General features: G+C 69.4%; 18 protein-coding genes and 3 pseudogenes. 13 read left to right on the top strand and 8 right to left on the bottom strand.

Translation table 11 applies throughout. The features are described 5' to 3' along the window. Window positions 1-29: 29 nt before the first annotated feature. Together ABD981_RS11380 and ABD981_RS11375 are read left to right on the top strand one after the other, a co-directional pair. A complete protein-coding gene (locus ABD981_RS11380; protein ID WP_046909637.1) occupies window positions 30-1199 on the top strand; it encodes a hypothetical protein in 1170 nt (389 codons plus the stop codon). 228 nt (window positions 1200-1427) lie between these two features. Next, on the top strand, window positions 1428-1673 hold the full coding sequence (locus ABD981_RS11375) for a hypothetical protein (protein ID WP_240495333.1): 246 nt from the start codon (window positions 1428-1430) through the stop codon (window positions 1671-1673). A gap of 58 nt (window positions 1674-1731) precedes the next feature. On the opposite strand, the gene ABD981_RS11370 is transcribed toward ABD981_RS11375, so the two are convergent. The 5 genes and pseudogenes from ABD981_RS11370 to ABD981_RS11350 form a co-directional block, all read right to left on the bottom strand. After that, window positions 1732-2562 carry a DUF1206 domain-containing protein gene (locus ABD981_RS11370; RefSeq protein ID WP_123954770.1) on the bottom strand — a complete coding sequence of 277 codons (831 nt, stop codon included), beginning with the start codon at window positions 2560-2562 and terminating at the stop codon, window positions 1732-1734. Between the two features lie 759 nt (window positions 2563-3321). Then, entirely contained in the window at window positions 3322-3522 is a 201-nt protein-coding gene (locus ABD981_RS11365) for a hypothetical protein (protein ID WP_131723903.1), read from the bottom strand. After that, entirely contained in the window at window positions 3522-4076 is a 555-nt protein-coding gene (locus ABD981_RS11360; protein ID WP_131723904.1) for a hypothetical protein, read from the bottom strand. Before ABD981_RS11360 ends, ABD981_RS11365 begins: the two co-directional genes overlap by 1 nt. A 557-nt stretch (window positions 4077-4633) precedes the next feature. Continuing rightward, window positions 4634-4780: pseudogene (locus ABD981_RS11355) on the bottom strand (transposase); the annotation flags it as partial. 48 nt (window positions 4781-4828) lie between these two features. Further along, window positions 4829-5782 (bottom strand): LysR family transcriptional regulator, encoded by a 954-nt coding sequence (locus ABD981_RS11350; RefSeq protein ID WP_046909642.1) that lies wholly within the window; start codon window positions 5780-5782, stop codon window positions 4829-4831. A gap of 138 nt (window positions 5783-5920) precedes the next feature. Between ABD981_RS11350 and ABD981_RS11345 the strand changes: the two genes are divergently transcribed. The 9 genes and pseudogenes from ABD981_RS11345 to ABD981_RS11305 form a co-directional block, all read left to right on the top strand. Then, window positions 5921-6739 (top strand): inositol monophosphatase family protein, encoded by an 819-nt coding sequence (locus ABD981_RS11345; protein ID WP_046909643.1) that lies wholly within the window; start codon window positions 5921-5923, stop codon window positions 6737-6739. A gap of 41 nt (window positions 6740-6780) precedes the next feature. Further along, window positions 6781-7377: an NADPH-dependent F420 reductase gene (locus ABD981_RS11340; RefSeq protein ID WP_046909644.1), complete on the top strand. Its 597-nt coding sequence runs from the start codon at window positions 6781-6783 to the stop codon at window positions 7375-7377. 823 nt (window positions 7378-8200) lie between these two features. Further along, window positions 8201-9901, top strand: coding sequence for a SpoIIE family protein phosphatase (locus tag ABD981_RS11335; protein WP_131723905.1), 1701 nt, complete (start codon window positions 8201-8203; stop codon window positions 9899-9901). Window positions 9902-10259: 358 nt separating this feature from the next. Then, window positions 10260-10559, top strand: coding sequence for a YkvA family protein (locus ABD981_RS11330; protein WP_046909645.1), 300 nt, complete (start codon window positions 10260-10262; stop codon window positions 10557-10559). Between the two features lie 825 nt (window positions 10560-11384). Then, window positions 11385-11966 (top strand): hypothetical protein, encoded by a 582-nt coding sequence (locus ABD981_RS11325; protein ID WP_123954773.1) that lies wholly within the window; start codon window positions 11385-11387, stop codon window positions 11964-11966. Between the two features lie 144 nt (window positions 11967-12110). Then, window positions 12111-13004: a hypothetical protein gene (locus ABD981_RS11320; RefSeq protein ID WP_123954774.1), complete on the top strand. Its 894-nt coding sequence runs from the start codon at window positions 12111-12113 to the stop codon at window positions 13002-13004. 237 nt (window positions 13005-13241) lie between these two features. Continuing rightward, window positions 13242-14702 carry a basic amino acid/polyamine antiporter gene (locus tag ABD981_RS11315; RefSeq protein WP_046909647.1) on the top strand — a complete coding sequence of 487 codons (1461 nt, stop codon included), beginning with the start codon at window positions 13242-13244 and terminating at the stop codon, window positions 14700-14702. Between the two features lie 182 nt (window positions 14703-14884). Further along, window positions 14885-16150, top strand: coding sequence for an arginine deiminase (locus tag ABD981_RS11310; RefSeq protein WP_046909648.1), 1266 nt, complete (start codon window positions 14885-14887; stop codon window positions 16148-16150). Between the two features lie 220 nt (window positions 16151-16370). After that, a pseudogene (locus ABD981_RS11305) lies at window positions 16371-16570 on the top strand (ATP-binding protein); the annotation flags it as partial. A gap of 33 nt (window positions 16571-16603) precedes the next feature. On the opposite strand, the gene ABD981_RS11300 reads toward ABD981_RS11305, so the two are convergent. Then, window positions 16604-17017, bottom strand: coding sequence for a hypothetical protein (locus tag ABD981_RS11300; RefSeq protein WP_046909649.1), 414 nt, complete (start codon window positions 17015-17017; stop codon window positions 16604-16606). A gap of 280 nt (window positions 17018-17297) precedes the next feature. Between ABD981_RS11300 and ABD981_RS11295 the strand changes: the two genes are divergently transcribed. Continuing rightward, on the top strand, window positions 17298-18047 hold the full coding sequence (locus tag ABD981_RS11295; RefSeq protein ID WP_123954775.1) for a hypothetical protein: 750 nt from the start codon (window positions 17298-17300) through the stop codon (window positions 18045-18047). A 64-nt stretch (window positions 18048-18111) separates the two neighbouring features. Then, window positions 18112-18831 (top strand): annotated as a pseudogene (locus ABD981_RS11290) (Tn3 family transposase). 20 nt (window positions 18832-18851) lie between these two features. Here ABD981_RS11290 and ABD981_RS11285 read toward each other — a convergent pair. Both ABD981_RS11285 and ABD981_RS11280 read right to left on the bottom strand, forming a co-directional pair. Next, window positions 18852-19076, bottom strand: a complete 225-nt coding sequence (locus ABD981_RS11285) for a hypothetical protein (RefSeq protein WP_046909689.1) — start codon at window positions 19074-19076, stop codon at window positions 18852-18854. 118 nt (window positions 19077-19194) lie between these two features. Then, window positions 19195-19698: a hypothetical protein gene (locus tag ABD981_RS11280; RefSeq protein ID WP_046909652.1), complete on the bottom strand. Its 504-nt coding sequence runs from the start codon at window positions 19696-19698 to the stop codon at window positions 19195-19197. Window positions 19699-19737: the final 39 nt, after the last annotated feature.

Genomic DNA, 19737 nt, shown 5'->3' with positions numbered 1-19737 from the left:
ATGTCGGTGCCTGCTGCTTACATGAGCCCATGGACACCGTGCACACGACCGCCGCCCTCCTCCCCGACCCCGCCGAGCTCCGCGCGTACCTGCGTGCGCTGGCCGTGCTGGACCAGGCGATCTGCCGCGACCCGCGGTTCTCCCGCTACTCCTTCTCCACCACCTGGGGGCCTGGGACGGAGGTGGCCCTGATGGACAACGGCTCGGGTGACGACTTCTCCGTCCTCTTCACCCCGGCCGGTGTGCTCGTCCGCGGCTTCGACCACGAGTCGGAGATGAGTCCGTACGGCACGGACGACGAACAGGTCTGGCCCGGTGTCATCGACGAGGTGCCCGTCGCGCTGCGCCCGCTCCTGGACGACCCGGCCTTCGTCGACGAGGGCCTCGGCGCCCCGCGGGTCACCGCCTGCCTGTGGTGGGAGACCGGCGGCAGCGCATGGCGCACCGGCTCCGGCATCGAGTTCCCCTCGGGCAGCCCGGACCCGGACGGCTCCGGACACCTTTTCCGCCTCCTCACCGACCGCTCCCCAGAGGCCGTCCAGGCGCACTTCGAGGAGGACTACGGGCGGCCCGTCCCCCTCGACACCGTCCGCCACGTCCTCGCGGGCCACCCCCTGACCCCCGAAGCCGCCCGCGGCCTCAACCCGGCCGCCCTCTCCGACGAGGCCCTGCTCCGCCGGATCGCCGCCGACCCTGCGCTCGAGGCGTACCTCGCCTGCGACGGTGAGTTCGACCTCACGCGGACCGACCCCATCGAGTCGATCGCCCTGCCGACCGGTCTCCCGGTGGAACCGGTGGCCGGCTGCAACGCGGGAGGCACCCACTACCTCTGCGGCCCGGCCGGCTCCGACCGCGTCCGCCCCGTCCTCTACACCGATTCCGAGGGCCAGGCTTCCCTCATCGCGGAGTCCCTCGCCGAGGCCCTGACCCTGGCCATCGTCCTCCCCTCCTGGCGCGACGCCCTGGCCGGCTTCCGTCCCCCCTCGCTCAACGCCGACTACCTCGAGGACAACCCGGACCACCCCGAGGTCCGCGACCACCTCCTCGCCGCCCTCCGCCTCCCCCCGGCCACCGAGCCCGAGGTCCTGGCCCGCCTCCTCACCACGGCAGCCCGCACCGTCCCGGACGGCTTCCTCCCTTCGGTCGAGGGCGAGGAGGACGCGGCCTTCGAACCGATGCTCCGTCTGCCGGCCGAGTAGGACAGCCCCGCCGCGCGCCGGGGAAACGGTCCGCCACGCCGCTGACCGGCGGGCCCGGGCAGCGGCTGAATAGGCGGTGGCCGGGCGCCCTACGATGCCGGGGTGGGCCCTTACGTTCCGGGTCATGCCAGTTGAATTGTCGGTGGTGTGTGGTGGGATGGCCGGGCTCTGCCGTCGATCTGCTGGGAGACCGTCGTGACGTCTTCGTACCCGTCCCTGACTCGCGCCTTGGCCGAGGCTTTGTTCGATGTCCTGTGGTTCATCGACGGCAGTGATGACGAGCAGATGGACCAGGACGATGCGGTCAAGGTCATGGAGGGCGTCGCCCACGTGGTCAGCACGCTGTCGAGTGATCAGCAGCAGGAGCTGATCGCCCTGCTCGGGGAGACGGCAGCTGCCGAGACCAACCCCGCCCGCCGTGAGTTCCTGGAGGAGCTCCCGCAGGGCCTCGGGCTCATCGACCATCTGTCCTGAAGGACTTCAGCGTGCCGCGCAACCCCGGCACCAAACTACGCCGGGGGTGCGGGCGGGCTCAGACGTCGCGCCACTTGGCCTGGCCGAAGGAGAACACACCGAAGAGGACGAGTCCGACGGCCACGGCGACCAAGAGCCACGGCCCCACAGGCGTCTGGGCGAAAGAGCGGATGGCGTCGTCCATGCCCTTGGACTCCTTCGGGTCGAAGGTGACCGCCGCCCGCAAGCCGAAGTAGCCCACCGCGCCGAAGACGAGCCCGCGTCCCACCCCTCCACCGATTCCCGTCACGTCCATGAACCGCCGCTGAGGCTTCGTCATCCCGCCCCAGGCCAGGTGCTTGCGGTAGGCGCGCAGTACCGCCCGGCCCGCGATCCACAAACCCGCGCCGACAAACCCCGCGGCCGCGGCGCCCACCCACCACTGCCCGCCGGGCAGAGCCAGAAGGCGCCCGGTGACGTCCCGGCTCTGCCGGTCGGTGGAACCCGCCCCGCTCCCCCGGTCACCGGCCGCGAAAGCCAGGACCAAAAACGAGGAAACCCCGTAGAACACGCACCGGACGCCGGACAGGGCGCGCTTGCCCGCACTGCCGCCCTTGGGCCCCGCCGAGCCGAACAGCGCCTCGCAGAGCCGCCACACCGCCATCCCCGCAAGCCCGGCACCCAGCGCCCACAGCAGCCCGGCCCCGAAGGGTGTCGCGGCGACCTCGGTGAGAGCCCCGCCCCGATCGGCCTGCTCGTTCGAGCCCGTCACTCCTATGCGTACGGCCAGGACTCCGACCAGCAGGTACAGCACACCCCGCGCCACGAAACCCGCCCGGGCACCCGCACGAATCACCTCCCCCCGTGCCCCACGCCTCACAGCAGCCCACGACGACCCGTTTACAGCCATGCCAGACCCTCCCCATCCTCCGAACCCCCCGTATGCCCCGACCACCCGCCCCGAATCACAAGACAGAAACCACGACCACCAACGCGCCCCACCCAGCGATCCGCCATCCCCCCGTGGGACAAGTCCGGACCTCCTGCGAAGTACCTTGGCGGACATGCTGCGGCGCAGGACGTAGCCGGTGTCGTACTGCTCGGCCCTGACCTTGGTGGTAGCGCTTCGGCGCAGGCGTCAGCAGTGACCTGGTCCATCCGGCGGCGGTCGCGGGCCCTCTGTCCTGCCTTCCCTGGTGAGGGCGGAGGTGGCCTTCGCGTCGTTGCGGCTGCCCGGACGGCGGCGAACTGCCGTCAGACACTCTCCCGCCTGGTGGCCTGCCGACCCACCAGGTCGGCCGCGCGTTCGACGCGATCATGCACATCGACAACGTGAACGGGCGCAACGCGCTGACCTCCAACGCGTACACGCCCGCCACGTCGTCGAAATGCAGCAGTACATCCGCAGGAAGACCAGCACCACCTGCACCCCGGCCACCTGACACCAGCACCCAGGTGACCGGCTCCCCCGCACACGAAGAGGAGTCGGCCACCGTGGTCCACCACTCCCACGTGGGCCCCGCCGGTCCGGCGGGGCCCACGTTCGCCGCCGGGGAGAACGAGGCCGTCCCGATACAGCAGGACGACGAGATCGGCCAGCTGCCGCTCAGGGAGCGGCGGGCCGCCGTGGTGGCGCCGCGTCTTCAGGTAGTGCGGACAGGTCGCGCTGTTACCGCTGCCAGCGGCGCATGAGCCAGAGCACCAGCAGGCAGCCGGGGACGGCCACCGTCAGGTAGAGCGCGAGCGTCTGTGCCAGACCATCCCCGCTGGACCGCCATGTAGTACACGAGAGCACCCCGAAGAGGACGAACAGGCCCACGACCAGCCCGGTCGAGAGCGGGGTGGGACGGCGCACGACGGACTTATCCATCAGTAGCACTTCACCCCGGCCGACCTGCCCGTGTAGGTGAACTTCATCTCCACGCCGTTCTTGCACCGGTCGATGCCCTCGTTGCCGAGCGAGACCATGTACGCGTACACACCGGCCGCGACGGCGGCGCCGATGCCGCCGGTGATAACCCCGATCAGCCCGGCTGCGGTCGCGGCCGAACCGGCGTTCACGGCCTTGGCCTGGGACTTGCTCAGCTTGACGTAGACGTAGCAGCCGAGGGACACCCCCCGGGCCACGCGGGAAGAGGCTTCGCCGTTCTCGCGGGGCAGCTCGCCCCGGACGACGGTCACGACGGCGGAGTCCTTGAAGGCCTCGACGGCCTCCTCGTAGGTGTAGCCGGCGGAGGCCAGGTCGAGGTAGGCGCCGCCCCCGTCGACGTTCACCACCGTGGCGGCGTTCGCCGGCTTCGCCGCGGCAGCCGGCCCACCGGCGGCCGAGGCGACGGGCGCGACGGCCACCAGCAGGGAGGTGGCGAGGACGGTGGCACAAGCGGTCCGGAACGTGCGACGGGACGTAGTGGTGCCAGAGTTCATATGAGAATCCCCCATCGAGGCGTATGGATATACGCATCTGTTGATCAGTCACATAAAGTCGATCATGAATACGAAGGCGGCCTAAGGGACAAAAGTCCCGAGCGGCCCGACGAAAGTCCTGGCGGCAAAGGACTGGCCCTGTCCACGCCGTAGAGCAGCGTTCCGAGACCGGTTCGGGAGGCACCGCCCGCACTCTCAACCAGGGCTGGCCCGCCGCCGGCGTCATCAAGCTCGCCACCGCCGCCCTCGCCCTCATCACCCTCACCGTCGCCACTGGCAGCGGCGGTGAGTAGGCCCTCAGCCTGGTCGTGGTCCCTGCATACCGCCGGGACCACGACCAGGCCGGGACCAGAGGAGAGCCGGCCGACACCTGACCGCTCCGCGAGGGTGAACGCCTGATCCAGCAGGAGGCCGGCAGCACCTTGCGGTCCTCGAGGGTGCAGCCCGGGGCCGACATGACCTTCATCCATCCGAACAAGGCGCACGGCAACCCGCCATCGCGGCCAGAACCGCGTAACGGAACAGCGCCGGGGCAACCGCAGCCGCTCCTGGCCGGGTCAGGACCCGGGGCCAGGTGTGCCGGTCCGCTGCCACCGACGGAACAGGCCGCAGACCCGGCCCCACGGCCCGTACTCGACGGGCACATCCCGCCACGGAACACCGACCCGGACCCGAAATCGTATGCCGCCGATCAACCGCGCAGATTCCTGGTGAGGTGCAGGGGGCTGCTCGGCCTCGAGCGTGGTGCGGCGTCAAGGTGATCGTGTGGGCGGAGGGGTGAGGCGCCCGGACGGCGCCGAGGGCGGCGCTGCGCACGTGGCCAGCGCGGTGCGTGCCAGCCCGCGCAGCCAGGTGTGGGCGTGGTCGGTGTCGTAGCGCTGATGCCACGACAGGTATACCGGTGCCGGCGGCAGTTCGAGTGGGAGGGGGAGTACGGCCAGGCCGGGGTCGGCGGCCGCTGAGCGTGTGGTGGCTTCGGGGACGCTGATCAGGAGATCGGAGCCGCGCGCGAACTCCAGTGCGGCTGCTTCCGTGGGCGCGGTCGCCACGACGCGGCGGGTGAGGCCGAGGTGTGCGAGGGCGTCGTCGAGGGCGTTGCTGAGGTTTCCGCGTCGGGAGACGGAGACGTGCTCGGCGTCGGCGTACTGCTGTGCGGTGAGGGTCCTGGCGCGGGTGAGGGGGTGCCCTTGCCTCACGACGATGACGAGGGGGGTCTCGCCTACGGTCTCGGCCCGGATGTCCGGTGCGCTCGGGTTGTTGGCGTTCGCTTCCAGGTCGACCTCGCCGCGCCGCAGCTCGGGGGTGTCGGTGCTCGATTCCGCGACGAAACGCAATCGCACGCCCGGCGCCTGCCGGCGCACGGCCGTGAGCAGTGCGGGGCCGCTCAGAGCGACAAGGGAATCGTGCCAGCGGAGTGTGAAGGTGCGCTCCAGTGTGGCCAGGTCGAGTTCCCGGCTGGGTGCCAGCACCCCCTGGACCTGGTGCAGCAGCTCGTGTACCTGTTCCCGGACGGCGATCGCATACGGCGTCGGGGTCATCGTGCGGCCGGTGCGGACCAGGATCTGGTCCCCGGTCGTGCGCCGGATCCGGCCCAGGCTCCGGCTCATCGCGGGGGCGGTGACGTGCAGGCGTGCTGCTGCCCCGGCCACGCTTCCCTCCTCCAGTAGCGCGTCGAGGGCGGCGAGCAGATTCAAATCCAATTGCATGCGAGTAATGCTAGTCGTGCTTTACATGCATTTGAAGTTAATGGTGGGGCTGGATACGTTCGAGGCGAAGGCGCGGGAAGCAAAGCGCAGTTCGGCCCCGACCGGCCTCATCACCCCTCCTCACACGGGAGCACCGCCATGTCCGAAACTCTTCAGACCACTGACCTGTCCGTCTCGGACGCCGGCCTGCTGGCCCAGACCGCGACCGCCGTGCGCGCGGCCGGTTCGGTGCTGCGCGAGCGGTTCGGGGAGGTGGTCCGCTACCAGAGCCGCGACGAGCTGATGCGCGCGCTGGCCGCCAACGACGACGCGGCCCTCGACATCCTGCGCCCGCGCCTGACGAGCTTGCGCCCGGAGGCCGGCTGGGTGGAGGACGAGCTGGACGGCGGGGCGCTGCCGCCCGGCGAATGGTGGGTCGTGGATCCGGCCGAAGGCAACGTCAACCACTTGCACGCCCTGCCGGAGTGGGCGGTGACCGCCACCCTCGTGCGTGAGAACCAGCCGGTGCTCACCGTGGTTCACCTGCCGCTCACCGGTGAGACCTACACCGCGCTCACCGGCGCGGGCGCCCGTCTCGATGGCCGGCCGCTGCACGTCTCCCCGACCGCGGACCTCGGCCTGGGCATCGTGGCCACCAGCCAGGCCCGGCCGCAGGAGAACGAGAAGGTCGTGCGGCGCGTCGGCTCCTCGATCACCGCGATGCTCCTCGACGCGCTCGTCGTCCGCACCTCTGTTCCCGCGACCCTGCACCTGCTGAACGTGGCCGCCGGCCGGATCGACGCCTTCTGGCAGTTCGCCGGCGCCCGCGCGGACCTGCTGCCCGGAGCGCTGCTCGTCACCGAGGCCGGCGGACAGGTCTCCGACGCCGAGGGCCGCCCGTGGACCCCGCACAGCGAAAGCTTCCTGGCCGCCGCACCCGGCGTCCACGCCGGGGCCGTCGCCACGCTCTCACGCTGACCGCACACCACAGCCCGCACACACGGAAGGACCAGATCACCATGACCACCCTTGCAGTTCTCGGAAACGGCCGCGTCGGCAGCAGCCTGGCCGCAGCCCTCACCCGGGCCGGGCATGAGGTGAGCGTGGCGGACCGCGCGCCCGGCGCCGCTGCCGACGCCGCCTGGAAAGCCCAGGTCGTCATCAACGCCACCCCGGGCGCCGGCTCGCTGGAGCGGCTCGCAGCCCTGCGGGAGGAACTGCGCGACAAGATCCTCGTCGACGTCTCCAACGCCACCGTCGACGGACCCGACGGACTGCCCGCCGGCCTGGTCTACCCCGGCTCAAGCCTCGCCGAGCAACTCCAGGAGGCACTCCCCCGAACACGCGTCGTCAAGACACTCAACACCATGCTCTTCCCGGTGATGACCGCACCCGACACACTCACCCGGGCGCCCGATGTCTTCCTCTCCGGCGACGACGCGCAGGCCAAGCAGATGGTCCGCGAACTGCTCACCGACCTCGGCTGGCGCAAGGAATGGATCACCGACCTCGGCGGGATCCAGACCGCCCGCGCCACCGAAGCCGCGATACTGTTCGTACCGCACGTGATCCGGTCCAGCGGATTCGCCCCCTTCGCGATCTCGATCGCCCGCTGACACCCACACTCCGCCCCCGGCAGCCGCCGGGGAGGGCGGGCCCCGTCCAGAAACGGATACGGCAGCACAGCCCAGGGCCAGCGATCCAGCGCCCTCCGACGACCCGTGGTCGCCCCCTTTCCCCCCGCGGCCGTCAACCTCGCACCGGGGAATCGGCCGTCTCACGGCGGAGGCAGCCACCGGCACCGGCCTCACACCCGCCGACTCCACGTGCGCCGGCGCGGGCACGGGCGAGCGCGGGCACCAGCGGCCAAGGGCACGAGCGTGAGAGTGCGAGCGCCGGACGGCATCACGCTGCCGCTGAAGCAGTGGCCTGGCCTGGCAGCGAGGGCCAGGCCGCCTGGCCGTAGACGTCCGCGCCAGGGCCGTCGCACGCAGCGGACAGGAGCAGAGACGGCCAGGAGGACCGCGTCGGCGGCCCGACGCCGCAAGGCCCGCCTGACTGCCGAAAGGACGGGGTGGGGTGAGGTGGACCGGCCGCCGGATCCGCTGCGGGAAGCACCGCCGAAGACCCTGCCGCAGGACAAGCTGGCATCACGCCCGTACCGCTTCGAAGACGGCGCCGGCCTTCAGGGGCCTCCGTACCGGCCGGCAAGGGGGGTGGGCCCTGCCTGTGCTGGGCGGCGGGGTCCCTGGCCGCGGGGGCGCTCGCCTCCGCAAGCACGACGCAGGAGGTCGGGTGAGAGGCGGCCGTGCCGGGCTTGCGTGCTTCAAAACGCTCCCCTGCCTAAAATGGGGCCCGAGGCAAAAGGCAAAAGCCCCAGGTGGAGATGGCACAAGCCCACTCGCCCCGTCGTTCCCCAGGATCTTGGGAGGCCACGGATTGAATCGGTTCGCCCGGCTCGCCGCCCGAGTGCTGGCCGCCCCCCTCGGCCTCGTCTGGCTGGAGCCAGCGGGCGAGGCCGCAGGAGCGCTCCCCGAACGCTGGCCGCCTCAGGCGCTGCCGCCCCGGGAAGGGCTGGAACGCTGCCGCCGGGTCGCAAAAAGCGGGCGCCCGCAGTTCCTTGCACGTGCCGAGACCGGCTCACCGGCGTTCGGGTTCGCCGGCGTCCCGCTCATCGGAGGATCCGGCGAAGTCCTGGGAGTCCTTGCCGTCATCGACCCCGCCCCCCGGGTGTGGAACGAGGACGACATGCAGGATCTGGCGGACCTGGCGGGGGCCTGCAGTGCGCAGATGCGGATGCGGAAGCGTTCCGAGAACGGGCGCCAGGCCCGCGAAGCCGCCGAGGTCGCCGCGCACACGGCCCAGGGGGAAAGCCACCGTGCGCACAGGCTCCTGAGCCGTTCCGAGCTGCTGCTGCGGGCCTCCGAGGACCTCGCCGACACCAGCAGCCTGGACGACGTACGACAGCGTGTAGGAGACCTGGTCAGCGGAGACCTCAAACCCGCCCGCATCGACCTCGTCCTCTTGCGGCAGGGCAGACTCCACCACGTCCGAAGCCCCGTCGACGGCGAGCAGCCCGACGTCCCCGACTCATTCGACCTCGATACGGCCTGGCCGGCCGCGCAGGCCGTACGGAGGAACCGGACCGTCGTGGTCGACACCCCGCCACAGACCGACGCCCCCACCGGCGGCATAGGCAGCCCGGCCTTCGCCACCCTGGACCTCGCGACCGTCGCCTGTCTGCCCCTGCGCGGAGCCCACGGGGTTCTCGGCGCCCTGGTACTGGGATGGGACGCCCCCTACACGATCGGCCTGGACGAGCTCGCGGTGCTGACCACACTCGCCAGCTACACCGCTCAGGCGGTGGAGCGCGCCCTGCACCTCGACGAACGGGTGACGGTCGCCCGCCAGCTTCAGCGGGCCATGCTCACACAACTCCCCCACACCCCCGGCCTCGAACTCGCCGCCCGGTACAGGCCGGCCGCCCGGGACGACATGGTCGGCGGTGACTGGTACGACGCATACCCACTGCCAGACGCACACAACACCGACGTGACCGGAGGGCTGGCGCTGACCGTAGGCGACATGACCGGCCACGACATACGAGCCGCCGCCCTCATGGGACAGGTCCGCAGCATGCTCCGCCAGGCCGACCACGACCACCCCGGCAAAGGCCCCGAGCAAGCCCTCACCGCACTCGAGCGGGCCTGCCGCCGCCTTGACCTGCCGGCCACCGGCACCGCCGTCCACGCCCATCTCCGCCCGGCAGCCGACGGCTACTGGCACCTCAAATGGAGCAACGCCGGCCACCCCGCACCCCTGCTCGTCACCGCCGACGGCACCGTGGAAAGCCTCACCCAGCACGACATGCTCCTGCACCACGCCCTGCCACCGAGTGCACGCACCTGCGACAGCCGTTCACTGGCCCCCGGAGACACCCTGCTGCTCTACACCGACGGACTGGTAGAGGAACGCGGCAAAGACATCGAGGACAACATCGACCGCCTCGCCCACCACCTCACCACCACACCACCGGGCACGACACTGCCCGCACTGCTGCGGTCCCTCCTGGACACCGTCGGTCCACACGAAGCACGAGACGACACCGTGCTCTTCGCCATCCGCATCACCACAACCTAGACCCCGTCCGGAAGGTAGCGCCGTCTGCCCTCAGAACAGGGCTCGCAGCACAGGGCTCGCAGCGTCTGGCGCGTGCGAACGCAAAAGGCCGTGCCCTCATAGCGGAGCCAGCTGGGCACTCCGGCAACGCGGCGATCGTGCGTGCCGGACGCCGCGAACCAGGCCGGCCTCTCCGGACACAACCCAGGCACCGTCTTCCGGAACAGGCCGGATCAGCCCGCGGCGCCCGTGCGCCTTGCTGCCCGAGCACATCGGACCGGCTTACTCGTCGTAGCCTGGAACACACCGCGGACGGCCGGCGCGGCACGACATCACACCCACCCGGCATCCGCCGACCGGCAGCGGGCAGGAGAACGGCATGGACGGATCCCTCTGGGCCATCGCGGCCGTGATACTCCTGCTCGCACTCGCCACGATCGCCGTCGTCCTGCTCGTCCGCGTCTTCCGCGCCCGCCGGATGCTGCGGGACGCCGGCGTCCCGCTGCAGTCCAAGGCCTTGTTCTGGGCAGCGGTGGTCTACACCATCTCCCCGGTCGACCTCATCCCCGACCCGGTCTACCTCGACGACATCGGCGTGCTCCTGATCACCCTACGGGTACTGCACACCGCGGCCACGAAAAGCAAAGCCACACCCGAACAACTCCCCGAAGAGCAGTAGCAGCGCCCATTTGCCGGCCAGCCGTAGCGGCGACCCCACTTCCCGGAAAGCGGTAGCCGCGACGCCGGTACAGACCCTCCCGCATCAGCACGCTCACAGCACCACCACGGCAATCCGCGACATCCGGCCATGGCCCGTTCAGGCCGAACCGTAGCCGTCCACGCATCCCACCGCCCGCATCATTCCCACGCCCCCATGACGAAGCTGACAGAAGTCAGCGATCGTGCGCCCATGCGGTGCTCGTACCAGACCAGGAAGGGCACCGAACTCGCCAGGCCGCCCCTGCCCACGACGCGAAAGGCGTTCGGGAACACGCCGGCGAAGACGCCGTGTCGCAATGGAAGCCCCCCGTCACCGTCTTCGTGGCTCCGCAATGGGGCCTCCGGCCTTCGGGTCCGGCATGACTTCCTCCCTTGTTGTTCATGATCCGGGGGAGTGGTGTCGCCGGGTCCGGAGGCATCGACGGACCGCTGATGAGGGGCTTGAGCACCGGCTTCACCCAGGCCGGAAGAGCTCTCCGTAACGTGGAGGTGGCAGCTCGGTGCCGAGGAAGGCCGGACGCAAACGTGAGCGGAGGGGCCTGCACGTGAGCGACACCCGCGGCATCGACGTCTTCCTCGGCCTGGACGTCGGCAAGGGCGAACACCACGCCACCGCCATGTTTGTAACCACCCTTTTGGGCTCCACTGCACGGTCCAAAAGTGGCTCCACGACGTATGAAGTTGATCTGGCCCCACCGTGCGGGTGCTCCGCCGCCGGCTTCTGGATTCCACCAGGGCTGAAGCCACGGCGGCGGGGTCTTCGGGCCAGTGAGACGCTGTCGCCGTGACAGAACGGAAGACTTTCCAAACGCATCTGCGGCAGGCCGCCATCGGGATCCTGGAGCGCGTCCCCGAGCAACTGAAGCGAGAGGTATACGTCCTGGCCTTCAACGTCTGGCGCATCGACGCCGACAACCGCCACCCGTACGTGGACATCGGCTACAACACAGAGAGCCAGTACGAGAAGGGGATACGCCGGGATTCCGATCCCTGGGAGGTGCGCTGGAACTATGCCTTCTGGATCCTTGAGGGCTTCGACAAGCTCGGCAACGTTTCCGAGGACCCGGTCGGCGGCCCACTGTATGAGGAGGAGGCCAGGGGGCTCGGCATCTGGTACGACGGCGAGTTCGATCTCGGTCGGATGCTGGAGGACAAAGAGCTTCGCGCCAAGTCCGGGCTCCTCGAACTCCACTTCCACGACGCCGTGATCGACCTCGCCCGTTACCTCCATGCGAGCGGCGCCATCGAGAGGGTCTTCGGCCGCCGACTGCCCGTCGTTGTGTTCGACATGGACTGTCCAGGCTGGGAGGAGGAGGCCACCAAGGCCGCCAACCCGGCCGACCTGATCGAGGACTTCCTGGCGTGAATGCCGGTATCCGACACTTTCACGACGTGCCCTCTTAGGAGTGAATGCGCTGGTCCGTCCGCCCGGCGACGGCAGGATTTGTGCGTCGATCACGGTCATGTCGGAGGCCGTGCTGCTTGATCACGGTCATGTCGGGAGGCCGGGATGGGCCTGTCGCGGACAGAACTGTTCGCTGCAATCCGGAGGGACAAGCGCCTTGATCCGGAACTGTCGCAGCGGAGTCTGGCGGAGAAGTACGGGGTGCACCGCAGGGCGGTGCGGCAGGCTCTGCTGTCTGCGGTTCCGCCGCCGCGGAAGAAGCCGGTGTCCCGGGCCACGGTCCTGGGCCCGGCCAAGCCGTGGATCGGCGACATGCTGCGGGAGGACGCGGGTGCGCCGCGCAAGCAGAAGCACGCCGCCCGTCGGATCCATCAGCGTCTCGCCCAGGAGTACGGCTTTGCCCTGGTGTCCTATTCCACGGTCTGCGACTACGTGCTGGCCAGGCGCCCGCAGGTCGAGGCCGAGGCGCCGGAGGGACGCCGGCATCTGACGGGCATCCTCCCCCAGGTCCACCTGCCCGGCGAGGAGGCCGACGTCGACTTCGCCGACGTCTGGGTCCGTCTGGCGGGCGAGGTCGTCAAGAACCACCTGTTCACGCTGTGGCTGTCGCACTCCGGCAAATCGTCCACCGCCTACGCCTCGCAGGCCCAAGAGGCAATGGCAGTCCACGGGTCGGTGCCAGCCCGCTCGGCGGCGGCGAGAGTAAACATGACATCGACTTATACCGCCACGGCTGGCGGAGCTGCACATTCCAGTGACTCGTCACTCCCCCTCGGACAGAAGCCGCAGGGCGAGGGCATGCCCCTGAGCTCCCGCCGCACGTCCCTGAACCAAACGTCGAGGGTCTGCGCCGGCACCGGTGACGGCCGACCGGCCACGGGCTTCGCGGTGGCCCCAGCCCGCCGCGTGAGGACGTCACGCCGCGGCCTCGCCCCGATGCCCGAGGAGCCCACCAGACACCGCCGCCAGACCCACGCCGGGGAGCCCCCTCCCGAGTGACCGACGGGCGATTCCCCGCCTTCGCCCATACCGGAGCCATGTGGATCGCATGGAGCACAAGGGGCGACCAACGCGCCTGGGCCCCGCCGAGACGCGGCCACGTCATCACCCGCGCCCTTCGCCATTGGAGCGATTTTCCCGCGCGAATGGGTAATCAAATCAGGATGAATCACCATCCGGGAGGTTAGATTCCCGTGTTACTGCCGCAACGGAACGCTCCCGTCTACGAGGTATGCCATGACCCATGCGGAAACCAGCACCGAGGCCTCCTCGGGCGGTTCCCCGCCCACGGCCAAGCTGACGCTGTTGACGCTCACCGCCATGGTCGTCGGCTCCATGGTCGGAGCCGGCGTCTTCTCGCTGCCCCGGCGCTTCGCCCAGGAGACGGGCGTCGCGGGCGCGCTGATCGCCTGGGCGGTCGCCGGCCTCGGCATGCTGATGCTCGCCTTCGTCTTCCAGACCCTCGCGGTCCGGCGCCCCGACCTGGACGCCGGCGTGTACGCGTACGCCAAGGCCGGCTTCGGCGAGTACCTCGGCTTCTTCTCCGCCTTCGGCTACTGGGCCAGTGCCTGCGTCGGGAACGTGACCTACTGGGTCCTGATCATGTCGACGATCGGTGCCATCGCCCCGGCGCTGGGCGACGGCGACACCGCCCTCGCGATCGTCCTGTCCTCCGCAGGGCTCTGGTGCTTCTTCCTCCTCATCCGCCGGGGCGTGAAAGAGGCGACGGCGATCAACCGGATCGTCACCATCGCCAAGATCGTGCCCATCATCGTCTTCATCATCCTGGCGCTCTTCTACTTCGAGCCGTCCGTCTTCGCGGACAACTTCGCGGGCGCCGACTACGCGGGATCGCTCTTCAACCAGGTCCGCGGCACGATGCTCGCCACCGTCTTCGTCTTCCTCGGCGTCGAGGGCGCGAGCGTGTACTCGCGGCACGCCAAACGCCGGGAGGACGTCGGACGGGCCACGATCCTGGGCTTCCTCAGCGTCTTCGCGATCTTCGCCTCGGTGACCATCGTGTCGTACGGCATCATGCCGATGAGCGAGATCGCCGAGCTGCGCCAGCCCTCCATGGCGGGCGTCCTGGAGGCCGCCGTCGGGACCTGGGGCAAGGCCTTCGTCAGCGTCGGCCTGATCGTCTCCGTGCTCGGCGCCTACCTCGCCTGGACGCTGATGGCCGCGGAAGTGCTGTTCGTCGCGGCCAAGGACAAGGACATGCCCCGCTTCCTCGGGCGCTCCAGCGGAGACGACGTTCCGGTCCCGGCGCTGCTCCTGACGACGGCTCTCAGCCAGGTCGTCCTGGTCGTCACGGCCTTCTCCGACGACGCGTTCAACTTCGCCCTGGACCTGACGAGCGCCCTGAGCCTCATTCCGTTCCTCCTGGCCGCCGCCTTCGCCGTGAAGATCGCGCTGCGGCCTCAGGCGGAGCGGGTGGCCGGGCGCGGCACCCGGCGCGAGCTGGTGGTCGCCCTCGTCGCCACCCTTTACACGGCCTTCCTCCTCTACGCAGCGGGGCTCAAGTTCGTCCTCGTCTCCTTCATCCTCTACGCCCCCGCCACCTTCCTGTTCGTCAAGGCCCGGCGCGAGCAGAACCGGCGCCCGTTCTCCCCCGCCGAGGCCGTGATCTGCGCGGTCTCCGTCGCCGGAGCCGTCATCGGGGTCGTCGCGCTCGCCGCCGGCTGGATCGAGCTCTGAACCCGCCCGTACACGTACCCGGCGCACACCTGCCCAGTCACGTGAACGACGCACCCGTAAACCCGGCGGATACGTAAGTGACGCGCACGTAAGCCACGCACACGCACCCGACGGCCACGCAACCGACGCCGCGCACACCTAGGCGGCGGACGCGTGCCCGACTCTTCTCGGAAAGGCTGACCATGAACAGCACCCGCTCCGGCTCCGCCCCCTCCCCGCTCGGCGTCCACTCCGAGGTGGGCCGGCTGCGCAAGGTCCTGGTCTGCTCCCCCGGTCTCGCGCACCGGCGGCTGACCCCGACCAACTCCGACGACCTGCTCTTCGACGACGTCATGTGGGTGGAGAACGCGCAGCGCGACCACGCCGACTTCGTCAACAAGCTCACCCAGCGCGGCGTCGACGTCGTCGAGCTGCACCAGCTGCTCGCGGAGACCATGGCGATCCCCGACGCGAAGGCCTGGCTCCTCGACCGGAAGATCGTCCCCAACGAGGTGGGGCTCGGACTGGTCGACGGCACCCGCGCGTTCCTCGAGTCCCTCGCCCCGCGCGAGCTGGCGGAATACCTCATCGGCGGACTGTCCACGGCCGACCTTCCCGATGACTTCCGCTCCGGGTACGTGTCCCTGGCCCGGGAGGGAATCGGGGCGCGCGAGTACCTCATGCCACCGCTGCCCAACACGCTCTACACCCGCGACACCACCTGCTGGCTGTACGGCGGCGTCACCCTCAACCCGCTGTACTGGCCGGCCCGTCACGGCGAGACACTCCTCATGAAGGCCGTCTACACCTTCCACCCCGACTTCAAGGACTCGACCGTCTGGTGGGGCGACCCCGAACAGGACTGGGGCCAGGCGACCTTCGAGGGCGGTGACATCATGCCGGTCGGCAACGGGGTCGTCCTCATGGGCATGAGCGAGCGCACCTCACGCCAGGCCCTCACCCAGGTCGCCGCCGCCCTCTTCCACAACGGCGCCGCCGAGCACGTGATCGTGGCCGGCATGCCGAAACTGCGGGCGGCGATGCACCTCGACACCGTGTTCACCTTCGCCGACCGCGACATCGTCACGGTCTACCCGACCATCATGGACGCCGTGCACACCTTCTCCCTGCGGCCGACCACCAAAGCACCGGGCGTCGAGATCACCGACGAAGGCACCACCCCGTTCGTCGACGTCGTGGCCAAGAGCCTCGGTCTGCCCGGGCTCCGGGTGATCGAGACCGGCGGAGACGCCTACGCCTCCGAGCGCCAGCAGTGGGACAGCGGCAACAACGCCGTAGCCCTCGAACCCGGTGTCGTCTTCACCTACGACCGCAACACCCACACCAACACCCTGCTGCGCAAAGCGGGAGTGGAGGTCATCACCATCGTCGGCGCCGAACTCGGACGCGGACGAGGCGGCGGACACTGCATGACCTGCCCGCTGATCCGGGACGCGGTGGACTTCTGAGCCACCCCGGCTCCGCCCTCCTCACGACCGCCACACGCTGCCGGCACCCCGGTTCAGACTGCCGGCGGCCTGTGAAGTGCGGCAGCAGGGGCGAGGCGCCCGTCAGCCCACCGGTCCCGGGACCGACGATCTGCACGGCGGCGAGCTCCCACTCACTCCCCTGCGGGAGCAAGGCCTCGCGAAAGGTTCCGCCGAAAGACTCCATCACCGTCGCGAATCGCTGACCGAGCGGGAGGAAAGGCAGCGTGGCCATCGCCTCGAACGAGTCTTTCGGCGGCTGGACCAAGACGTTCACCGACCCCCGCCTCTGCGCGGCCATCGTCGACCGCCTCACCCCTCAACGGCACCATCTTCGAGACCGGCACCGGCTCCTACCGCCTCGCCAGCACACGAGCCCGCGCCGAAGCGGCGGCCAGCTAGGTTCCGCTGGGGACGTCGGCCATTTCTCCAGTCTCAGGGGGAGCTGGCCAACGCCCCATCGGAGCGAAGCAGGGCCCGCAACTCGTACGGGGTGACAGGCCCCGGCTCACGAACGGGATGACCGACGTCGGCAGGCCAACTGGGACGGAAGTGTTCGACGAAGTCTGTGAAGTCGGTCCGCACATACCGAGAGTCGGACGGCTTCAGCCGGATCTGCTGGCGGCTGTCTGCCCACCAGATCTCGAAATCGGCAACCGTGCCCTCCGCCGACCAGTCTTCGCCCTCGCTCGGCAGCAGCGGAACATCGACGAACCCCCCGACGCTCAGGCCGATGTCCACGAAGATCCCGATTGCACCGGGCCCAGGAACCTTCACCACGGTGCCCTCGAAGATCTGCCCGAAGCGCAGGTCCCTCCGAATCCGAGCCCACTCGACATCTGTCACCACGAACAGACCATCGCACCATCGTCCGTCTGTCTCAGCGGCACGTCACCGCCGTCATTTCTCGTGAGCATCCGCGAGCCGGCAGATGACCAACCGCTGCCGAAACTCACCGACCAACGCTGCTGCTGAACCCGAACGAAGCCACTCGCGGGCCGACTACCTCGCCGCCCGCGCCCACGACAGGCGGAGGCACCCGGGCAAGGATGTCCAGGACGGAGTCCCCCGTCTCCCCTCAAGTAGAAACACCCAGGACAACTGGCACCGACTCCGAGACCATCAGCCAATGACCACAGAACCGCATCTGCTGTCCCTCCGCATCGTCGTGCCACCGTTGGGAAGCCGGCACGGCGCCGTGGAATGTCGACCGGTCATCAACGGACGAGACATCCTGGCCGACGTGTTCGACGAGGGCCCGGCACATGACCCTCGGAATCTGTTGGGGCAGCTTGCGCCGCTTCACGCGACAGACACGCCTCACGAGGTTCGGATTGCCGAGGCCGAGTGCACGGAACGATGCTGCGGCGCTGTCTACGTGACCATCCGGCGCGAAGGGCATCACGTCGTCTGGAGCGACTGGCGCAACCCAGGTGAGGAGGATGTCGACCTCCCAGAGCTTCGATTCGACGTCAATCAGTACGACGCGGAGGTCCGCCGGGCCTCGACCGACCACAGCTGGGAGTGGCCGGCCCGAACAGTCGCCAGGCTTCTGGAAGAGCGGCTCCGCGAACGTGTCGGCTGGCTGACGGCCTGGGAATGCGAACTGGGAGCCGTCTCAGCTTGGCACTGGGAACCTGACCAGATCAGCGTCTTCCTCTTCCATCCCGGCCGTTCCGCGATCAGAGAAGACCGTCCCTGGCTTCAGTTCAGGATGACCCTTCCGGTCTCCGGCGACGATCCGGGTGACCAAGCAGAGCGCATTGAAGCACGCCTCACGGCCGAAGACCCCCGCGCGGTCGCCGAGGTTTGTGGCGGTTCGAAGGAGTTTGCTGATCAGCTCGGCTATGCCTGGCCAGGTCCCCGACGTCGAGCATGAAGCGCGGCTGGAGCGAGGAATACGACCTGCCGGGAATAGGTGATCTCCGCCAATAATCGACCAGGTGGCGGGGATCTGCGCGAGGGTGATGCGCGGCACCCCGCGCGACAGCCTGTTCACCCTGGACACGCTGCTGAACCTGGACGGCGGCGTGCGCCCGGAGATGGTGGCCACCGACAACGCCTCGTACTCGGACATGGACTTCAGCCTGTACGAGACGCTCGGCTTCCGCTTCACCCCGCGCTTCCGCGACCTGGCCTGACCAGCGGTTCTGGCGAGCGGACGTACCCCGCGCCCGAGGGCGAGGCCTGCCGGAGACTACGGCCCGCTGGAGGCCATCGCCCGGCACAAGGTGAACCTGAAAGGGATCGAGACGCACTGGCCGGACATGCTGCGGGTGGCCGGGTCGCTGCTCACCGACCAGGGGCGGGCGTACGACCTGCTGCGGATGTTCGGCCGCGAGGGGCACCCCACGCCACTTGGGGCAGCGTTCTCCGAGTACGGGCGGATCGACAAGACCATGCACCTGCTGGCCCTGGTCGACCTGATGGACGACACCTTTCGCCGGCTGATGAACCGGCAGCTCACCGTGCAGGAGTCCCGACACCGGCTCGCCCGCGCGATCTGCCACGGCGGCCGCAGACAGATCCGCCAGGCGTACCGGGACGGCCAGGAGGGGCAGCTCGCCGCCCTCGGCCTGATCCTCTACGCCGTGGTCCCGTGGAACAGCAGCGCCGTCGCCCAGCTGCGCGCCGGCGCCATGTACGGCCCCGACGACTGGTGAGGTCGGACCACGGCACGGTGCTACGGGTTCGTCAGAATGCCCGCGCAGTCGTAGAACCTGTCGCCGGGGCGGCACAGCTGACCCGCGTGGTCGTAGAAGCTGTCACCGGGGCGGCACAGCTGACCCGCATGGTCGTAGAAGCTGTCACCGGGGTGGCACAGCTGACCCGAGCAGTCATAGAAGCTGTCACCAGGGTGGCACAGCAGGCCCGCGTGGTCGTGAAAACGCTCAGACTTCGAGTACATGCGACCCCTCCAACTCAGCACAATGCTTCCCACCGGTTGACCCCACTCGATGCTCCCCGCGAGAGCCGCCCCGGCGCCGAACACGACGCTTACGTAAGGGCTGTCCCGCAAAGAGCCCTCATAGCTCCGGGAACGGCAGGGTGTCGTCCATCACCTGCAACAACTTCCGAGCAGGTGTCGCTTCCTCTGGCCGTACGGAGGAGGCGACACCCTCGATGACTGACCGGCCTGCGCACACGGCTGTCCTTGAGGCCGTCTCCCAGCCGGTTTGCTGCCGGTAGCTCGCATCGTGCTTGCGGTCCTGGGTCGCCGAAGCGGCGGAGTGCCACTGGTCGGTCTGGTAAATGCTTCCCAGCAGGTCTAGCAACTCGGCCTTGCAGGCCACGTGCGGGGACCCGGCCAGTTCGAGAAGGAACGGGACCGTGGGAGCTGTCGCCTCGCCGACAACGAACCCCAGCGCGCAGATGGCATCGCCCAGGTCATCGATGGCGATGCGGGCCGTGTCCTCGTCCCCGTATGCGATCCGGGACAGCAGAGGGGGGATACCGCCGGCTGCGGCGCCCGTCGCGTCGCGCAGTTCTCCCCAGCGGACCCCGGAGAGGCTCCTCAACAGACTTCCCACGCCCTGCTCCTCATCAGATCCTCGTGCCGGCCCCAGCGG

It is taken from the genome of Streptomyces showdoensis, from assembly GCF_039535475.1.
Classification (GTDB): domain Bacteria; phylum Actinomycetota; class Actinomycetes; order Streptomycetales; family Streptomycetaceae; genus Streptomyces; species Streptomyces showdoensis.
The sequence above is the reverse complement of the archived record's forward strand: the minus strand, read 5'-3'. Positions and strand labels throughout refer to the sequence as shown.